This window comes from Bradyrhizobium sp. WYCCWR 13022, assembly GCF_030435535.1.
Taxonomy (GTDB): domain Bacteria; phylum Pseudomonadota; class Alphaproteobacteria; order Rhizobiales; family Xanthobacteraceae; genus Bradyrhizobium.
In genome coordinates, this window is record NZ_JAUIZJ010000020.1 from 35,328 (window position 1) to 54,107 (window position 18,780).

General features: G+C 63.5%; 18 protein-coding genes. 11 read left to right on the forward strand and 7 right to left on the reverse strand.

What is annotated here, in order from left to right; all coding sequences use genetic code 11:
- Nucleotides 1-7: 7 nt before the first annotated feature.
- Entirely contained in the window at nt 8-1,180 is a 1,173-nt protein-coding gene (locus tag QY049_RS26370; protein WP_301270123.1) for an ABC transporter substrate-binding protein, read from the reverse strand.
- Between the two features lie 253 nt (nt 1,181-1,433).
- Here QY049_RS26370 and QY049_RS26375 point away from each other — a divergent pair, with 253 nt between their 5' ends.
- From QY049_RS26375 to QY049_RS26385, 3 genes are all read left to right on the forward strand, one after another.
- The gene (locus QY049_RS26375; RefSeq protein ID WP_194481492.1) at nt 1,434-1,952 is read left to right on the forward strand and encodes a MarR family winged helix-turn-helix transcriptional regulator; all 519 of its coding nucleotides are present in this window, start codon (nt 1,434-1,436) and stop codon (nt 1,950-1,952) included.
- Nucleotides 1,953-2,098: 146 nt separating this feature from the next.
- Entirely contained in the window at nt 2,099-3,790 is a 1,692-nt protein-coding gene (locus QY049_RS26380; protein WP_301270124.1) for a benzoate-CoA ligase family protein, read from the forward strand.
- A 21-nt stretch (nt 3,791-3,811) separates the two neighbouring features.
- Nucleotides 3,812-4,270, forward strand: coding sequence for a RidA family protein (locus tag QY049_RS26385; RefSeq protein WP_301270125.1), 459 nt, complete (start codon nt 3,812-3,814; stop codon nt 4,268-4,270).
- Between the two features lie 15 nt (nt 4,271-4,285).
- Here QY049_RS26385 and QY049_RS26390 read toward each other — a convergent pair whose 3' ends face one another.
- Nucleotides 4,286-5,014 (reverse strand): CBS domain-containing protein, encoded by a 729-nt coding sequence (locus QY049_RS26390; protein ID WP_194481497.1) that lies wholly within the window; start codon nt 5,012-5,014, stop codon nt 4,286-4,288.
- Nucleotides 5,015-5,215: 201 nt separating this feature from the next.
- On the opposite strand from QY049_RS26390, the gene QY049_RS26395 reads away from it, so the two are divergent.
- Nucleotides 5,216-7,060, forward strand: a complete 1,845-nt coding sequence (locus QY049_RS26395; protein WP_301270126.1) for an alpha/beta hydrolase — start codon at nt 5,216-5,218, stop codon at nt 7,058-7,060.
- On the opposite strand, the gene QY049_RS26400 is transcribed toward QY049_RS26395, so the two are convergent.
- Nucleotides 7,057-8,028 (reverse strand): CHAD domain-containing protein, encoded by a 972-nt coding sequence (locus QY049_RS26400; protein ID WP_301270127.1) that lies wholly within the window; start codon nt 8,026-8,028, stop codon nt 7,057-7,059. The genes QY049_RS26395 and QY049_RS26400 overlap by 4 nt on opposite strands.
- Before the next feature lies 1 nt (nt 8,029).
- Nucleotides 8,030-9,577, reverse strand: a complete 1,548-nt coding sequence (locus tag QY049_RS26405) for a bifunctional aminoglycoside phosphotransferase/ATP-binding protein (RefSeq protein ID WP_301270128.1) — start codon at nt 9,575-9,577, stop codon at nt 8,030-8,032.
- A gap of 195 nt (nt 9,578-9,772) precedes the next feature.
- Here QY049_RS26405 and QY049_RS26410 point away from each other — a divergent pair, with 195 nt between their 5' ends.
- On the forward strand, nt 9,773-10,612 hold the full coding sequence (locus tag QY049_RS26410) for a universal stress protein (protein ID WP_258766082.1): 840 nt from the start codon (nt 9,773-9,775) through the stop codon (nt 10,610-10,612).
- Between the two features lie 66 nt (nt 10,613-10,678).
- Nucleotides 10,679-13,369 carry a bifunctional acetate--CoA ligase family protein/GNAT family N-acetyltransferase gene (locus QY049_RS26415; protein WP_301270129.1) on the forward strand — a complete coding sequence of 897 codons (2,691 nt, stop codon included), beginning with the start codon at nt 10,679-10,681 and terminating at the stop codon, nt 13,367-13,369.
- A gap of 10 nt (nt 13,370-13,379) precedes the next feature.
- On the opposite strand, the gene QY049_RS26420 is transcribed toward QY049_RS26415, so the two are convergent.
- Nucleotides 13,380-13,868: a phage holin family protein gene (locus tag QY049_RS26420; protein ID WP_194481508.1), complete on the reverse strand. Its 489-nt coding sequence runs from the start codon at nt 13,866-13,868 to the stop codon at nt 13,380-13,382.
- On the reverse strand, nt 13,869-14,144 hold the full coding sequence (locus QY049_RS26425) for a hypothetical protein (RefSeq protein WP_194481509.1): 276 nt from the start codon (nt 14,142-14,144) through the stop codon (nt 13,869-13,871).
- Nucleotides 14,145-14,308: 164 nt separating this feature from the next.
- Between QY049_RS26425 and QY049_RS26430 the strand changes: the two genes are divergently transcribed.
- Genes QY049_RS26430 through QY049_RS26440 form a run of 3 tightly spaced genes read left to right on the forward strand, consistent with a single transcriptional unit; the run spans nt 14,309 to nt 17,325 of the window.
- Nucleotides 14,309-15,445, forward strand: a complete 1,137-nt coding sequence (locus tag QY049_RS26430) for an MlaE family lipid ABC transporter permease subunit (protein ID WP_301270130.1) — start codon at nt 14,309-14,311, stop codon at nt 15,443-15,445.
- Between the two features lie 2 nt (nt 15,446-15,447).
- Nucleotides 15,448-16,218: an ABC transporter ATP-binding protein gene (locus tag QY049_RS26435; protein WP_194481513.1), complete on the forward strand. Its 771-nt coding sequence runs from the start codon at nt 15,448-15,450 to the stop codon at nt 16,216-16,218.
- 3 nt (nt 16,219-16,221) lie between these two features.
- Complete coding sequence (locus QY049_RS26440; RefSeq protein WP_301270131.1) at nt 16,222-17,325, forward strand: MlaD family protein; 1,104 nt, start codon at nt 16,222-16,224, stop codon at nt 17,323-17,325.
- A gap of 9 nt (nt 17,326-17,334) precedes the next feature.
- On the opposite strand, the gene QY049_RS26445 is transcribed toward QY049_RS26440, so the two are convergent.
- Nucleotides 17,335-17,649, reverse strand: a complete 315-nt coding sequence (locus QY049_RS26445) for a cytochrome c (RefSeq protein WP_194481524.1) — start codon at nt 17,647-17,649, stop codon at nt 17,335-17,337.
- Between the two features lie 156 nt (nt 17,650-17,805).
- On the opposite strand from QY049_RS26445, the gene QY049_RS26450 reads away from it, so the two are divergent.
- Both QY049_RS26450 and QY049_RS26455 read left to right on the forward strand, forming a co-directional pair.
- Nucleotides 17,806-18,519, forward strand: a complete 714-nt coding sequence (locus QY049_RS26450) for a helix-turn-helix domain-containing protein (RefSeq protein ID WP_194481526.1) — start codon at nt 17,806-17,808, stop codon at nt 18,517-18,519.
- Nucleotides 18,520-18,615: 96 nt separating this feature from the next.
- A complete protein-coding gene (locus tag QY049_RS26455) occupies nt 18,616-18,741 on the forward strand; it encodes a hypothetical protein (protein ID WP_258766085.1) in 126 nt (41 codons plus the stop codon).
- The last annotated feature ends 39 nt before the right edge of the window (nt 18,742-18,780 follow it).

Below are 18,780 nucleotides of genomic sequence, written 5' to 3' on the forward strand. Positions count from 1 at the left end.
CGCAGTGTTAGTTCGCCTTGCATTCCTTGGCATAGCGGTCGCCGTAGTTCTCGAAAACTTTTTGAACGATCTCGGTCTGGAATTTGCCATCCGGGCGCTTTGCGACCTTGGTCAGATAGAAGTCCTGGATCGGATAGCCATTGATGTTGAACTTGAACGAACCACGGAGCGACGTGAAGTCCGCTTTCCTCAGGGCCGCCGAAACAGCGTCCTTGTTGGAGAGATCGCCCTTCACGCTCTTGACGGCGCTGTCGATCAGCATCGCGGCGTCATACGCCTGCATCGCATAGGTCCCGGGCACGCCGTTATAGGCGGCCTCATAGGCGGCAACAAATTTCTTGCTCTGGGGATTGTCCAGATTGGGCGCCCAGTTCGCGCCGCCGAACATGCCAACGGCCGCGTCCTGCTGCGCCGGCAGGGTTGATTCATCGACCGTGAAAGCCGAGAGCACCGGAATGCTGTCGGCGAGACCAGCCTGCTTGTACTGCTTGACCAGGTTGACGCCGAGGCCGCCCGGCATGAACGTGAAGAGGGCATCGGGCTTCTGCGACGCAATCTTGGATAGCTCCGGCTGGAAGTCCAGCGTGTTGAGCGGCATGTAGGACTCTTCGACGATCTCGCCCTTGTAGTCGAGCTTGAAGCCGGCGACCGAGTCCTTGCCGGCCTGATAGTTCGGCACCATGAGATACATCCGCTTGTAGCCGCGATCCTGCGCGACCTTGCCGAGGATCTCGTGCACCTGATCGTTCTGATAGGACGTCACATAGAAGAACGGGCTGCAATCCTTGCCGGCAAACGTCGAAGGCCCGGCATTCGGGCTGATCAGGAATACCTTGGCCTCCGTGACCGGCCGGTGGATCGCCTGAAGGACGTTGGAGAAGATCGGACCGACCACGAAGTCGACCTTGTCGCGCTCGAGCAGGCCCTTGACCTTAGTTACCGCCGCGTCGGGCTTCAATTCGTCGTCGACCACGACGACCTCGACATCGCGCCCACCCATCTTGCTGCCGAGATCTTTCACCGCGAGGGCAAAGCCGTCGCGAACCTGCTGGCCGAGTGCGGCCGCTGGTCCTGACAGAGTCACGATCAGGCCAAGCTTGAGCTTCTCCTGCGCGAGGGCAGGGCTCATCGCGGTGCCGAGAAGAAGTGTGGCTGCGGCCAAGGTCAGTTGCGTCTTCATGATTGATCCCCCCGTGACATCAGGGCTCGCATTGCAGGCCCGGTACTCCAATCCAAGCTTATGCCGATGACGGCGCTCGCGGCAAGCCAAGCTCAGGGCGCCGCCATCTTGCAGGCAGCGGCGCATGCAAGCGGCGCGCCAATTATTTGAAGCCTAAAGAAACTGCCGTGCGGTCGATTGTTGCAGCTTTGGGCTTGCGGCCGGCGTCGATTTATTTGAAGCTCAAAACGTTGGGGAATCCGAGCCGGCGCCAATGCCGGCCGTGAGTGACTGCATCGAGATGCTCGATTCCGAGACCAAGGCCGTCGAAACGCCGGAGGACCATGCCGATGAGCTTCGGTTGTGGTTGCGCCTGCTCACCTGCACGACCCTGATCGAGGGCGAGGTCCGCGGCCGACTGCGGGAGCGCTTCGATGTCACGCTGCCACGTTTCGACCTGATGGCGCAGCTCGACAAGGCGCCCGACGGCATGACGCTGTCCGATGTCTCCAAGCGCATGATGGTGTCCAACGGCAACGTCACCGGCCTCGTCGAGCGCCTCGTGGAATCCGGCCATCTCGACCGCCGCACCTCGGAAACCGATCGCCGTGTCCAGGTGATCCGTCTCACGAAACTCGGTCGTGCCGAGTTTCGCAGGATGGCCGCTGAACACGAGACCTGGATTGCCGATCTCTTCGCCGATCTGACGCCCAAGGATGTGCGCGAACTGATGCGATTGCTGGCCAAGACCAAGGCGTCGGCGCAGAAATCGGCCGCGCGTCGCCGGCCCTAAGCCCATCGGCGGGCCAGCCGCCAAGCCCTTTTGCCGCAGGAAAATGCTTGGGATGCCAAAATCGGCTATTGCGCCAAATTGTTTTAAGCCTAAAATGTTTTCCAGTGAGTGCTGCCGGGTGCTTTCCATGCGCAAAGGAGCGTGCGATGGCCAACGCCGCCAAGGTTCAAGTCTCGGGCTCGCATGACGCAAACGCTGCGACCGCCCATGTCGATACGTTCGGTCGGCAGCATCTGCCGCCGCCGGATCTGTGGCCGGAGTTCATTTTCACGCGGCCGGAGCTGCGCTATCCGGCGCGACTGAATTGCGTCAGCTATTTCCTCGACCGGTGGGTCGAGCAGGGGCACGGCGATGCGCCTTGCGTCATCAGTCCTGCCGTCAGCTATTCCTATCGCGAACTGCAAGCGCTGGTGAACCGCATCGCCAATGTGTTGGTGAGCAAGCTCGGACTTGTGACCGGCGGCCGCGTGATGCTGCGTTCGGCCAACAGCCCGATGATGGTCGCGACCTATCTCGCGGTGATCAAGGCCGGCGGCATCTGTGTGGCGACGATGCCGTTGCTGCGCGCCAAGGAGCTATCCTATCCGATCCAGAAGGCGGAAATTGGGCTCGCGCTCTGCGACGGCAAACTCTCCGACGAGATGGAGAAGGCAAGGCTCGTCGCCCCCGGTCTCAAGCACGTGGTCTATTGGGGCAATGGGACGCCCGACTCGCTCGAGGCGCTGATTGCGGACGCGAGCCCCGAGTTTACGGCAGTCGATACCGCCTCCGACGACATCTGCTTGATTGCCTTCACCTCGGGCACAACAGGCGATCCGAAGGGCACCATGCATTTCCATCGGGACATGCTGGCGGTTTGCGACGGCTATGCGCGCAACATCCTGCGGGCCGAGCAGAAAGATCGCTTCGTCGGTTCCGCGCCGCTCGCCTTCACCTTCGGCTTCGGCGGCGTTCTGTTCCCGATGCATATCGGCGCTTCCTTCGTCGTCCTGGAGAAGACGACGCCCGACGACATCCTGACGGCGATCGAGCGGTACAAGACCACGGTTTGCTTCACGGCGCCGACGGCGTACCGCGCCATGATCGGCAAGCTGCCCGGCCGTGACATATCCTCACTGCGAAAGTGCGTCTCCGCGGGCGAGACGCTGCCCAAGCCGACGTTCGATGCCTGGCTGAAGGCCACCGGCATCAAGCTGATGGACGGGATCGGTTCGACCGAGTTGCTGCACATTTTCATCAGTGCGACCGAAGACGAGATTCGCCCTGGTGCGACGGGTAAGCCCGTTCCCGGCTATGAGGCTAAAATCGTCGATGACGACGGCAACGACGTGCCGGCAGGCACGATGGGAAAGCTCGCGGTGCGCGGGCCGACCGGTTGCCGCTATCTCGCCGACGAGCGTCAGCGAAAATACGTCCAGAACGGCTGGAATATCACCGGCGACACCTATCTGATGGATAGCGACGGTTACTTCTGGTACCAGTCGCGCTCCGACGACATGATCGTGTCATCCGGGTACAATATCGCGGGCACGGACGTGGAAGCAGCGTTGCTCACGCACCCTGCGGTCGCCGAGTGCGGCGTCGTCGGTGCGCCGGACGAGGCGCGCGGGATGATCGTGAAAGCCTATGTCGTTGCCGCGCCCGGCGTGACGCCGGATGCCAGGCTCGCAGCCGAATTGCAGGAGCATGTCAAACGCGAGATCGCGCCCTACAAATATCCGCGCGCGATCGAGTTCGTGACGCAGTTGCCGAAGACCGAGACCGGAAAATTGAAGCGCTTTGCCTTGCGGCAATTGGCGCAGGCGGCTGCGACGTCCTCGGGCGTCGCGGCCGAATGAGATGAGGATCGAGAATTGTCCGTGACAACGCCGAAAGGCCCCCAGCTTGCTGTGCTACCCACCGCCGCCGAGGACGACGCCGGTCCCAGGGCGCAGGTGCTTCAGCCATCCGGCTGGCCGGTGCCGAAGGGCTATGCCAACGGCATGGCCGCCGAGGGGCGCATCGTCGTCACGGGCGGTGTGATCGGCTGGGATGCCCAGGAGCGTCTCGCCGACGGCTTCGTCGCGCAGGTGCGCCAGACCCTGAGCAACATTGCCGAGATTTTGGCAGAGGCCGGCGCGCGGCCCGAGCATCTGGTTCGTCTGACCTGGTACGTCGTCGACATGGAGGAGTATCTGACGAATCTGAAGGAGCTCGGCAAGATCTACCGCGCGACCTTCGGCGCACATTATCCGGCGATGGCGCTGGTCCAGGTCGTGCGCCTCGTGGAGCAGGCGGCACGCGTCGAGATCGAGGCCACCGCCGTCATTCCTCGTTGAGTCGCGATTCCCGTCTCAGCTCGCCTTGGCGAGATCATCGTCCTCGGGCGAGTTCAGATAGACGCCTGACATGGTGTCGACCCAGCACAGATGGTCGTGCACCTTCTTGACACCTTCAACGTTTTCCGCCGCAACGATCGCCGCTTGCCGGGAGCGTTCCTCGGTGATGACGCCGCTCAAGTGAACGATGCCGTCGCGCACGATGACGTTCAGCCCGAACGGGCACCAGTCGTATTTCTCCATGGCATCGATGATGCGGCCGCGGATGTGATCGTCGTCGGCCGTCGGATCCGGCACTTCGCGGGCAAGGCCCGCCACCGCCTGCAGAAGATTGGCGCGCGACACGATGCCGACGACCTTGTCGCCGCGAACAACCGGCAGGCGCTTCACGTTGTTCCGCTCCATGAGGTCGACGATCTCCGCGAGCGCGGTATCCTCGGTGATGGTGACGGGTGAGGTGGTCATGACCTCCGCGACCTTGCGGCCATGCTCGTGGACGAAATCGCCGGCCGATTTGCCGGCGCCGAGGATGAACCGCAGCCAACGGCCGCGCTTGCGGCCAGTGCCGATTTCGCTGCGGCGGATGAAGTCGCCTTCCGAGACCACCCCGACCAGCTTGCCGCCGTCGTCGACGACGGTGAGGCCGCTGACGTGACGCTTCAACATGATGTTCGCGGCTTCGACGATGCTGGTGTCGGGGGTAACCGAGATGACCGACCGGGTCATGATTTGGTGGGCGCGCATGGACTGCTCCGCTTGTCGAACTTCGTTGGGGAATTTCTAGATCAGGCGCTGGGGTGCGGTTTGACGTAGGTCAAGCCGAGGAGGTCGGTCCCTCCCAGTGAAGCGATCGTGATCAATCCTCCGGAATTGATGCAGCTCAACGTTTTTGCAGCGGCTGGTCATATCGTCTCGCAGACCAGATGCGAGCGAGATTTTTTGGCCATGAGCGTCGTGCAGATCCTTCCTCGGACCGAAGAGCCGGTGCTGCCGGCACCTCCCGTCGAACCGGTCGCAGGCGTGGTTCCTGTTGCGACGCGTAACGAACCGGCTGCCGAGAAGCCGGCGGCCGCGCCGATGTCGGAGCCTTACCCTGTGGATCGCGCGTTCCATGCGATGCTGGCGCGGTTTACGGGCGGGATTTCGCCGGCGGCCTTGCTGCTCGCCTGGTTCGATTGGAGCTTTCACCTCGCCGCGGCGCCGCAGCGCCGGATGGAGATTACCAACGATATCCTTCGTGACACGGGTCGACTGCTGGAAGTTGCCGCGCACGCGATGTCATCGGGCCAGAAGCCCTGGTCGGTGATCCGGCCGGAGGGGCGGGACCGCCGCTTCAAGGAGCCGCAATGGGAGGCGGCGCCGTTCAATATTTTTGCGCAGGCGTTTCTGCTCGGAGAGCGCTGGTGGCACGATGCTACGACCGGGGTGCGTGGCGTCTCGCGCGCGAATGACGCCATCGTCGAATTCTCGGTGCGCCAGATGCTGGACATGCTGGCGCCGTCGAACTTTGCGATGACCAACCCGGAGGTGCTGGAGAAGGCCTTTCAGAGCGGTGGCGAAAATTTCGTTTTCGGCTGGCAGAACTGGTACGGCGACCTGGTACGAATGCTGTCGGCCGCGAAGCCCGCCGGCAATGAACAGTTTGTCGTCGGCAGGACGGTCGCGGCGTCGCCCGGCAAAATCGTCTACCGCAATGAGCTGATCGAGCTGATCCAGTACCGTCCGACGACCGTACACGTGCGGCCCGAGCCGATCCTGATCGTGCCGGCCTGGATCATGAAATACTACATTCTCGATCTGTCGCCGCAGAACTCGCTGGTCAAATATCTCACCGATCAGGGCTTTACCGTCTTCGCAATCTCCTGGCGCAACCCGGATGCCAGGGATCGGAACGTCGCGTTCGACGATTATCGCAAGCTCGGCGTGATGGCTGCGCTGGATGCGATCGAACGAATTGTGCCGGGTCGGAAGACCCACGCGCTCGGCTATTGTCTGGGTGGCACGTTGTTGTCGATCGCCGCCGCCAAGATGGCGCGCGACGGCGATGATCGTCTCGGCACCATCACGCTGCTTGCCGCGCAGACGGACTTCACCGAGGCCGGCGAACTGACGCTGTTCGTGAACGAAAGCCAGGTCGCTTTCCTCGAAGACATCATGTGGCAGCGCGGCTACCTCGATACGGCGCAGATGGCCGGCGCGTTCGCGCTGCTGCGTTCGAACGACCTGATCTGGTCGCGGCTGTCGCATGATTATCTGATGGGCGAGGCGGCGGCGCCGAGCGACCTGATGGCCTGGAATGCGGATGCGACGCGGCTGCCTTATCGGATGCATTCGGAATATCTGCGCAAGCTGTTCCTCGACAACGATCTCGCCGAGGGGCGTTATCAGGTGGAGGGCAAGAGCGTCTCGCTGTCCGACATTCATGCTCCGATGTTCGTCGTCGGTACCCTGACCGACCACGTGGCGCCATGGCGATCCGTGCACAAGCTCCACTACCAGGTGGATGCCGACCTGACCTTCCTGTTGACGAGCGGCGGCCACAATGCCGGCGTCGTCGCGCCGCCCGACGAGCCCGGACACAGCTATCAGGTCATGACCAAGGCAGCGGACGCGCCCTATATCGGCCCGGATGAATGGCTGAAGCTGGCGTCGCATGTCGAGGGATCATGGTGGCCCGAATGGAGCCGGTGGTTGATCGCGAGATCGGGCAAGCCCTGCGATCCGCCGCCGATCGGGTATGGTGACATCGATGGCTTGCCCGATGCCCCAGGGGACTACGTTCGGACCTAGTCCTCGGGGTCGAGATCGGGCGTCAGGTCGGAGGCGCGGAAAGGCTTGGTCTTTTCGAGTTTGCGATACGCCGTCGAAGCGGTGCGCAACAGCTTCTTTTCCCGCTTGCGGTCGAGAAAGCGAATGCCGGCCTCGGGGACGGCCTCGTTCAGCGAGGCGGCCAACGTCTGGCCGCGTGCGTCGTCGTTCAACTGTCCGAGGGATTTTTGCGCCCTGCGCAACTGCTTGAGGATCGACTTCTGCTTCGTCAGCGACTTGTCGGCGAACAGATCCTCCAGCGACTCGATTGAATAAGTCAGTCGCTTGTTGAGGATCCGCAGCTTGTGCCGTCTTTCGACGTCGAGCTTGCGGAGCTTCCTCGCCTTCTTGAGCAGCGTCCTTTGCCATTCGATCAGTTGCGCCATTGCGTGGTCGGCGAGCGGGCAGCGACGCAGCCTGATGGCCTCCTTGCTGCGCCGGGTCGACCAGGGGCCGCTATCGATCCAGCTCGTGGTCTGTTCGACCAAGCGGCGATATCGCACCGACTGCAGCGCACGGGCCAGCAGGCGGTGGCTCTCGGCGCGTTTCTCGTCCCAGTGCTGGAGCTCGGCGATCACGGCGAGTTCGTCACCGGCTTCCGCTACGACGCGTTCAATCGCGACGTCGAGGTCCCGTACCATGCCGAGCTGGCTGTTCAGCCATTTCAGCTCGGTCCAGACTTTGGGGCGCAGCGCATCGTCGACCATGGGCGAAAAGAAACGAATCGCGGTCCTCAGATGGGTCAGCGCGATTCGGATCTGATGCAGCGCCTCCGGATCGCCACGGCAGGTGCCGTCATGCTGGGCCAGGACCGCAGCGAGGTGACGGCGCGCGATGATCCGAAATGCTGTGTCGCAGGCCATGCCGGCGCTGAGGCGGCCGGGCAACCTACGGCCCGCCGCAGGCCAGGCGCTGCCGAGCATTGTCGAATTCGTGCTGGGTCGCGCCATCCTAGCCCGCGCCAATCAGATTGCCTTGCCTGCCGTCAGTGATCGCGTTCCGGCAGCCCTGGAGCGTCTGCGCTTGCGTCCCGGATGCATCGATGATCGTCCAGTCGACGTGGCCGATATTATAGTGCTCCTGCAACGCGGCAACCTCTTGCGTGGCATCCGACGCGTCGTCGCTGCGGTTGCCGATTCGAGCCTGCCGGGTCGCCAGATCAGCCACCAGAAACAGGCCGGTGAGAGGCACGCCGCTATCCTGGGCCAGCTTGGCGAAGGCGTCTCTTTCGGCATCGCGGGCGAACACGCCGTCGACGATCACCGAATGACCCTGGGCCAGCACGCGGCGGACGCGCTCGGCCAAGGTCGCGTAGACCCGCTCGGCAAGCTCGGGCGTATAGGCAGATGGCGGCAGCCGCTCCGTGTTGGCGACCCCGAACATCTGCTTGCGAATGACGTCGCTGCGCAACACGACGGCGCCTGGTTGCGGCGCGACGATCGGCGCGAGCGCGCGCGCCAGAACCGATTTGCCGGTGCCCGACAGTCCCCCTACCGCGATCAGACGGGGAAGGGGAGGCTGGATCAGCGTCCGGGCGAGACCGAAATAGCGACGGCCCTCGTCAACAATCTCGGCGTCGTCGGAACGGGCCGGCTTCAGCCGCGCCAGCGTCACCTGGGCGCGGATAGCTGCGCGGATCGACATGAACAGCGGCAGCGCGCCGAGCGCGTCGAGATTGTCGAGCGGCGTTGCGGCGAGGTACCGGTTCAGAACGACGTTTGCGGCAAGCGGCTGATCGTGGTGCAGCAGGTCCATCAGCGTGAATGCGAGGTCGTAGAACACGTCGACCGTCGCCATCTGTGCATCGAACTCGATGGCGTCGAACAGGACAGGCCGTCGCTCGATCAGCACGATGTTCGCAAGATGCAGATCGCCGTGGCACCGGCGCACGAAGCCCAGGCGGGCGCGCTCTTGAAGCAAGGATCGGACGCGCAGGAATGCGGCGTGCGAGGCCTGCGCAAGCTGCTCGATCTCTGCTGCCGGGAAACGATTGCCGCACCGCAGGCCATTGCTGTTGCCCTCGATCAAGGCGGGGACGGAGGAAACCCATGCCTCGCCGTTGGTGGGCGTCGCGGCTAGGTGCGAGGCCGCGATTGCGTCCGCGATGGCCGATGCAAAGTCCGAATCGAACCGTCCGGCCTTCGCCAGATGATCCAGCGTCTGGTTCTCGTCGAAACGCGCCATGTCGACGGCATATTCGATCGGCCGGCCGTGGCCGCCGATCGTCACCGACCCGTCCGGCTCCTCCGTGACGGCCACGATGCCGTGATAGATTTGCGGCGCGTGCGGCCGGTTGATCCTGACCTCCTCCTCGCAGGCCGCCTTGCGTTTCTCGAGTGTCGAATAGTCGAGGAACGGATACTTGACCGCCCGCTTCACCTTCAGCGCCCGCGCCCCGTCGAGGAAGACCGAAGCCCCGTGCGTATCGATCCGCTTCACGCCGGCATGCGCGGTCAGTGCCGCAAAAATCCGTTCCTGGGTCGTCGAATTGACTGTCATCGCTGCCGGCATCATGCGGATGGGGGCGCCAAGCGGTCCGGCCGCAAGCCGAGGTAACGCTTACTCCGGAGCTGCGACCAGTTCTTGACTTCCGTCAAGGCCTGTCGTCGGCTGGCGATGCGGAGTATTCCCGGCTTGAGGAGGATCAAGCGCCCGGACCGAAGGCGGCCTATTCTGGCCGCCAAGGAGAATCCGATGCCCATCAAGGACGTCTTTCTGCCGCTCGTCGGCGAACCCCAGGCTCCCACGCTGGCTGCAATCGAGAAGTGCGTTGCCGTTGCCGCCGATCTCGGCGCCAGGATCACGGGGCTCGCGCTCGCGAACGATGCTTTCGTGCGGCCGAAAGTGGTGTTCCCTGACGACCCGGAGGCCGCCGCATTCAGCAATGTGCGCGAGGCGGGCGAGATACAGCAACTGCTGAATGCGTTCACCAACGCAGCCTCGCGAGCCGGCATTCGTGCCCAAAGCCGATCGGGCAAGGTGCCGGCGGACCAGATCGCATCGACTTTGGCCGAGCATGCGCGCTTCAGCGACCTCGCGTTGATCCCGGTGAAGCCGCACCACAGCCGAACCGAAAACCTCGTTGAAACATTCTTGTTCCACTCCGGGCGGCCGTTGCTGCTATGTCCAGAGGAGCAGGTGGAGGCGCTGCGGCCCGAATTCGAGAACGTCATGATTGCCTGGGACCATTCGGCGCGTGCCGCGCGCGCGGTCGGCGACGCACTACCCATCCTACAAGCCGCCGCTGTGGTGCGCGTGATCACCGTGGCTGACGACAAGGACGATACGATCACGCAGTCCGGCAACAGTCTCGTCCATCACTTGAGGGAACACGGGATCTATGCCTCGTTCGAGACGGTGAAGGGCAACGGCAGCTCGATTGGTAAGGTGCTGGGAAGCTGGGCACAATCCCATGCCGTCGACGCCATCGTCATGGGCGCTTATCATCATTCGCGCCTGAACGAGACCGTCTGGGGCGGCGTGACCAAGACCGTCATCGGCCAGCCACCATGCTGGGTGATGATGTCGCACTAGGTGCGTTTCAGCCTCCATCCGGGTTAGCTTCCGTCGGACCCGTTGCCCGATCGAACGATTGTGATCATGTCGACTTATCGCCTGAAAAACCTGTTGTCGCCCCGATCGGTCGCGCTGGTCGGCGCAAGTGCCCGCCCGGCGTCCGTTGGGCGCGCGGTCCTCGAAAACATTGGCAAGGCGGGGTTCAAAGGGCAGTTCGGCCTGGTAAACCTGCGCCATGCCGAGATCGGCGGCGTTGCCGCGGTGAGCCGGCTGGAAAAGCTTCCGTTCGTGCCTGAGTTGGTCGTCATCACTGCGCCCGCGCGCGAAGTCCCTGAAATCATCGACCAGGCCGGCCGGCGGGGCTCGGCCGGCGCCTTGATCGTCTCGGCGGGGCTCGGGCACGGACCGGGATCGCTCGAGGAAGCTGCCATCGCCGCTGCCCGCAAATACGGCATGCGGCTGATCGGTCCCAATTGCCTCGGCATCATGATGCCCGGCGCAAGTCTCAATGCGAGCTTCGCCGCGCACATGCCCGGGGCAGGGAACCTCGCGCTGATCTCGCAATCGGGCGCGATCGCGGCCGGCATGGTGGATTGGGCTGCCCAGCGTGGCGTCGGCTTCTCCGGCATTGTCTCGATCGGCGATCAGATCGACGTCGACATCGCAGATTTGCTCGACCACTTCGCGATGGATCACAAGACCCGTGCCATCCTGCTCTACATCGAGGCCATCAAGGATGCGCGAAAGTTCATGTCGGCGGCGCGCGCTGCCGCCCGTGTAAAGCCTGTCGTCGTGGTGAAGCCCGGTCGCATGGCTCAGGGTGCGAAAGCGGCCGCTACGCATACGGGCGCACTCGCCGGTGTGGATGCGGTCTATGATGCAGCCTTCCGCCGCGCCGGAGTCCTGCGCGTGTCGGATCTGCGGGAGCTATTCGATTGTGCCGAGACGCTCGGTCGGATCGGATCGCCGGCGGGAAAGCGTCTCGCGATTCTGACCAATGGCGGTGGCATCGGCGTCCTGGCTGTCGATCGGCTCGCGGACCTTGGCGGAATTCCCGCCCCCATGAAGCCCGAGACGCGCGAGAAGCTCGATGCGGTGTTGCCGCCGACCTGGTCCGGCGCCAATCCCGTCGATATCGTCGGCGACGCGGATGCCTCGCGTTATGCGGCGGCGCTGGAGGTGCTGCTCGACGATCCCGGCAATGATGCGGTCCTCGTGCTCAACGTGCAGACCGCGATTGCATCGGCCGCCGCGATCGCGACGACCGTGACGGAACTCGTCGTCAAATATCGCCAGAAGCACCGCAGTTGGGCCAAGCCCGTGCTGGCAGCCTGGGTGGGGGCCGATCAGGAGATCATTGCGACGCTGTCGGCCGCCGGCATTCCGAATTACCCGACCGAAGACGATGCAGTGCGCGGCTTCATGCATCTGGTGCGGCATCGCGAGGTGGTCGACGAATTGAGCCAGGTGCCGCCGGCGATGCCCGATACGTTCGTGCCGGATGTCGCGACGGCAAGGCAGATCGTCGCGACGGCCATGGCCGACGGGCGCAAGTGGCTCGAGCCCGTCGAGATCAAGCATCTGCTTGGGTGCTATGACATCGCGATGGTGCCGACCTATGCGGCTGCCGATGTCGAGCAGGCGGTCAGCTACGCGGAGGAGGTGTTCGCGCAGGGCGACACCGTCGTGCTCAAGATCCTGTCGCGCGACATCATCCACAAGTCCGACGTCGGCGGCGTCGTGCTCAATCTGACCACGCCGGCTGCGGTGCGCGGGGCCGCTGCCGGCATATTTGCGCGGGCGCGGAAGTTGCGGCCCGAAGCCCGCATTGACGGTGTCATCGTGCAAACGATGGTCGTCAAGGCCAAGGCGCGCGAACTGATCCTGGGCCTTGCCGACGATCCCACTTTTGGCACGGTCGTCGTGTTCGGCCGGGGCGGCACGGCAGTGGAGATCATCAACGACAAGGCCTTGGCTTTGCCGCCGCTCGATTTGCAGCTCGCTCGCGACCTGATCGAGCGGACCCGCGTCTCGCGATTGTTGCAGGCTTATCGGGACGTGCCCGCGGTCAAGCCGGACGCCGTCGCCATGGTGCTGGTGAAGCTGGCGCAGATGGCGGCGGACATCCCCGAAATTCGCGAGCTCGATATCAACCCGCTGCTCGCGGACGAAACCGGCGTGACGGCCGTCGATGCCCGTGTCGCGGTGGGACCGCCGCAGCCGAAATTTGCCGGCTCAGGCCCCGCCAATTTCGCCGTTCGCGCCTATCCGTCGCAATGGGAGCGCCGCCTTGCGCTCAAGGACGGCTGGCACATTTCGGTTCGTCCCCTGCGTCCCGAGGACGAGCCGACCATTCACGAGTTCCTGGGTCACGTTACGGCCCATGATCTCCGCCTGCGCTTCTTCGCGCCGATGAAGGAGTTCACCCACGAGTTCATCGCACGCCTGACCCAGCTCGATTATGCGCGCGCCATGGCGTTCATCGCGTTCGACGAAAAAAATGAGATGGTCGGCGTGGTCCGGCTTCACTCGGACTCGATCTATGAGAGCGGCGAATACGCGATCCTGCTGCGGTCCGACCTCAAGGGCAGGGGGCTTGGTTGGGCCTTGATGCAACTGATCATCGACTACGCCAGGTCGGAAGGGCTCAAGACCATCTCGGGCGACGTGCTCAAGGAGAACGTCGCGATGCTCGAGATGTGCCGGCAGCTCGGTTTCGAGATCAAGCCGGATCCCGCCGAGCCCGACATCTGCGACGTCCGGCTGAAGCTCTGACGCTCGCCGGTCAGGAGTGTGCTTCGGGCGCGGTGTCTGCGGCGGATTCCCTGGTCGTCTTTCGCATGTTCTTGACGATGACGGCAATCAGAGGCACCAGAACCGGCACGATCGTGCTGAGCGGATGATGAACCGCGCCGGTCAATTGGCCCTGAAACGCCCGGGCTTCGATCTGGAGGGCCTCGATCGACGTGTCATGGATTTCATTGGCGAGCTCGATGTCGCGGCCTGAAGGCGGGCGTCCGGCCGCGATGAACAGAGCCGCCGCGATGGCGAAATTGATCGCTCCGAGGACGGCGGCCGCAGCGATCGCGCTCCAGATCTGGAGTAGCGCGAAATAGGCTGATAGTTCCAGCATCAGGAGCCCGAATGCGGCGATCAGCGCCGCGAACGCGCGCAGGCCGAACCCGACCAGCAGATGACGAAGCCTGATATCCGCTATGATCCTGTCCGTGCGCCACAGTGCGCGCAGATGCTTGATCACATTCTCCGTATTCACCTAGTGCCTCCTCAGCATGAAGCCGACGACCACGCCGAGCGCGAAGGCGGACGCGAGCGAGGCCACGGGGCGTCCTGCGACGAGATCGTGGAGTTGCTCCTGCTCTTCGCTGACGGTCTCGCCCAGTTCGGCCAGCGCGGCCTTGATCTGATCGGCGAGGGCCTCGGCATGGTCCTTCGATGTCTCGAACATGTCCTCCCCAGCCGTGCTCAGCAGACGTGTGACGTCGACCTTCAGGGCTCTCAGCTCGTCGCTCATTCTGCCGGTGTCGAACATGGGCGGTCTCCATTGAATGGCAGGAGCCTATGCGAGCGAACCCGATGACGATTGATTTGCGTCAATGAGGGGAACAGACCTATGTTTGAGACAAGTCAATCGAGCCGGCCTGTGCCGGCCTAGAAGACAGCGATTGGGGCCGGTCGCCCCATGAGGATATGAGCGTGAATTCGGAACCTCTGTTGCTGGCCACCCCCTCTGGCGATGCGCTCAAATTGCGACCCGAAGGGCCGTGGATCGCAGCCAACGTGTCTGCGCTCGAGACGCTCTGCAGGACGGTTGGCGCGGAAGTTGATCGATCGCGAAGCGTAACGCTCGACATGTCGGGCATCGGTGCGCTCGACACGCTCGGCGCCTGGATTCTGGAAAAGCTGTCGCGCCAGGCTGCGTCATCGGGAAGGCCAGCCGAGATCGTCGGCGTGGCGGATCAATTCAGCGGTCTGTTGGCGGAGGTGCGGCAGGTCAATCGACACACGCCTGCGCCGGCAGCCGCACCCAATCCGGTCCTGCTGAGATTGAACGATCTCGGCAAGGCCACGGTCGGCGCCCGCGAAGACATCGCGGTCTTCCTGCAAATGCTCGGCGCCCTGTTTATCGCCGTGATCGGTGTCGCGCGGCGGCCCCGCTCGCTGCGGCTGACATCGCTGGTCTATCAACTCAACCGGATCGGGTTCCAGGCGATTCCCATCGTCGTGCTGATCACCTTCCTGATCGGCGCCATCATCGCCCAACAGGGGTTTTTTCATTTCCGCAGGTTCGGCGCGGAGTCCTACACTGTCGATATGGTGGGCATCCTCGTCCTGCGCGAACTTGGCGTGCTGATCGTCGCCATCATGGTCGCGGGACGCTCGGGAAGCGCCTACACGGCCGAGCTCGGTTCGATGAAGATGCGCGAGGAGATCGATGCGCTCTCGACCATGGGGCTCGATCCGGTCGACGTCCTGATCCTGCCGCGCGTGGCTGCACTCGTCATCGCGCTGCCCATTCTAGCCTTCATCGGATCGATTGCCGCGCTGTATGGCGGCGGCCTCGTCGCACAGTTCTACGGCGATATGGGACCGTCGATCTACATCGCGCGGCTGCATGAGGCCATCTCCGTCACCCATTTCGAGGTCGGTATCCTCAAGGCGCCGTTCATGGCGCTGGTGATCGGGATCGTCGCCTGCAGCGAGGGATTGCGTGTCAAGGGCAGCGCGGAGTCGCTCGGCCGGCAGACGACCACGTCGGTGGTCAAGTCGATCTTCCTGGTGATCGTGCTGGACGGCCTGTTCGCGGTCTTTTTCGCCTCGATCGGGATGTGACGATGCCCGAGGCGCAGGCAGAGTTCGCGATCGGCGTCCATGATCTCGTGGTCGGCTTCGGCCGCCAGACCGTGCTCGATCATTTGTCGCTCGACGTCCGCCGCGGCGAGATCCTCGGGCTGGTAGGAGCGTCCGGAGGCGGCAAGTCGGTGTTGATGCGGACCATCATCGGCCTTATTCCGCGTCGTAGTGGCACCATCGAAATCATGGGACGGCCGATCGGTGGCACGCATGACCAAAGCCGGGCGGCGACGTGGGGCATCCTGTTTCAGCAAGGCGCGCTGTTCTCATCGCTGACGGTCAAGCAGAACGTGCAGTTTCCGCTTCGCGAAAATCTCGCGCTGTCGCAGGAGCTGATGGACGAGATCGCGATCGCCAAGCTCGAGATGGTCGGGCTGCGGGCGCAGGATGGGGACAAATATCCGTCGGAGCTATCCGGCGGTATGACCAAGCGCGTGGCGCTGGCGCGCGCGCTCGCGCTCGATCCGCCGATCCTCTTCCTCGACGAGCCGACATCCGGCCTCGATCCGATTGCCGCCGGGGATTTCGACTCGCTGATCCGGACGCTGCAAAAGACACTGGGGTTCACGGTCTTCATGGTCACCCATGACCTTGCGAGCCTCACCACGGTCTGCGACCGCGTCGCGGCGCTCGCCGACGGCAAGATCGTGGCGATAGGGCCGATGCGAGAATTGCTGCAATCCGAGCACCCGTGGGTGCGCGCCTATTTCCACGGCAAGCGCTCGCAGATGCTGCAACATGAAATGAGATGAGACATGGAAACTCGCGCGCCCTATGTGCTGATTGGCGGCTTCGTGCTGGCCGCGATCGTTGCGGTTTTCGGCTTCGTCTATTGGCTGAACAACAGCGGCGGCATCGGGCCGCGTACGAATTACCACGTGCAATTCCAGGGGCCGGTGCCGGGTCTTCTGGTCGGCGCCGGCGTGCTGTTCAACGGCATTCGCGTCGGCGAGGTGACGCAGCTCGGTCTTGCGCCCGACAATCCGCGCTTCGTCAGCGCCACGATCTCGGTCGCCGCAACGACGCCGGTGCGCACCGACACCAAGGTCGGGCTCGATTTCCAGGGGCTGACCGGCGTGCCGGTGGTGACGCTGGAGGGGGGCATGATCGTCGCCAAATCCGGCGAGCCATTGACCCTGATCGCCGAGGCCGGCGCGGGCCAGAGCATGACCCAGGCTGCGCGCGATGCCCTGCGGCGCGTCGACACCGTGCTCGAGGACAATTCCGGCCCGCTCAAGGATACCATCGCCAATCTCAAGACGTTTTCCGACGGCCTGGCGCGCAACACCGGCAAGATCGACGGCATTCTGGCTGGCCTCGAGAAGATGACCGGCGGTGGCACGCCTGCGCAAAAGGTTACCTACGATTTGCTCACGCCGCGGGATATTGGACCGGTCGGTAAGACGCTTTCGGCGTCGCTATCGATTCCGGAGCCGACCGCCGTCGCGATGCTTCAGACTCAGCGCATGCTGTTCGCGCCGGTTGGCGACATCAAGGGCTTCGCCGACTTCCTCTGGGCCGACAGCATTCCCAAGCTGGTGCAGGCGCGGCTGATCGACAGCTTCGAGAATTACGATATCGCGCACGCCCCGCTACGGACGACCGATTTGGGGCAGGCGGACTACCAACTCCTGATCGACATCAGGCGTTTCCGCATCGCCACGGAGGGCGAGACACGGGTCGAGATCGGACTGTCGGCGCGGATCGTCGACAAGAGCGGGAAGGTGATCGGATCGCGTCTGGTGGAGACCAGTGAGAAGCTCGACAAGATCGAGCCGGCCGCGGCCGTCGACGCCTTCGACGCAGCCTTCGCCCGCATCGCCAGGGAATTGATCGGCTGGACGGTGCAGATGGTGTGATGCTCGAAACTATTTGAGCGTCTTGAGATAGGACAGGAGATCGTGGATCTGGTCCGGCTCGAGCTCGAAGGCGGGCATGTCGGCGTGGCCGGTATAGATACCTTCGGCGAGCGCTTCTTCCAGGGAATCGATCGGGTAGCGCTGGTCCAGCGTTCTGAACGGTGGAGCGATCTTGAGCGGGCTGGCGGAATGGCGGTCGATGGCGTGGCAGCGGGCGCAATTGACCCGCGCATAGGCCTTGCCACGCTGCTCCGCCGTCGGCGCAGCGAGCGCGGGAGTGATCAGCAACAGCCCAATCAAAGTGAGGGGCAGCACATTTCGCATGGAAATTGGTCCGGTCGAACTCTTGACCCAGAATAGGAGCGGGGACGGGCGCCAAATTTGATCTGGGTCAACAGGCTCTGGCGCAATGCAGTAAAAATGCATTCAGCGCGGTGAACTCCTTTGGTTGCGGAGATTCGGGGGCGCTTGGAGCGGTGGATGAAGGCTTCCGTGACGATGATTGAGCCGAACAGCCATTTTTGCGACGATTGCGCGGTTCGCGGCTTCGCAGTGTGTGCATCGCTGGACCCGGCCGAGCTCAGGGAGTTCGAGCATCTCGGACGCCGGGTGCATTTCGCCGCAGGAGAGACCGTGTTCTCCGAGGAGGAGATCACGACCTCGTTCTACAATCTCCTCGAAGGCGTGATGCGGCTCTACAAGCTGCTGCCCGATGGTCGCCGGCAGATCGTTGGCTTTGCGCTGCCTGGCGATTTCCTGGGGATGAATGTATCCGGCCGCCACAATTTCTCGGCCGATGCGATTGGTGCGGTGACGGTGTGCCAGTTCGCGAAGGCGCCGTTCGGGCGCTTCATCGAGGACCGGCCGCATCTGCTCAAGCGCATCAACGAACTGGCGATACGGGAGTTGAGCCAGGCCCGCGACCACATGGTGCTGCTCGGCCGTCGTTCGGCGGATGAAAAGGTCGCGACGTTTCTGCTCTGCTGGCGCGAGCGGCTGGTCTCGCTCAAGGGAGCGTCGAACACGGTGCCCCTTCCGATGAGCCGGCAGGACATCGCAGATTATCTTGGACTGACCATCGAGACCGTCAGCCGTACCTTCACCAAGCTGGAGCGGCACGGGGCGATCGAGATCGTCCATGGCGGCGTCAGCCTGCGCGATCCCGCGCGAGTCGAGGCGCTGGCTGCGGCCTGATTCCCGGCCGCGCCAGACTACTGGCTCATTTTTGATCCCGATCAAAGACGCCGGCCACGCGCCGCGGATAATGGCTCAAATCCGTGGGAGGGCACGATGCCGATTGACGCGCTGCTGGTGACCATTGTGGTCGTAGCCATCTTTGTTGCGTTCGCCGCAGCGCTGGCTTGGGCCGACCGGCAGACCAGCACGGGCCGACTCGATTCCGATACGAAGCGCTGAATTTCCCGAGATCGCACTCGCTTTTGGCGCGGCAGCCGC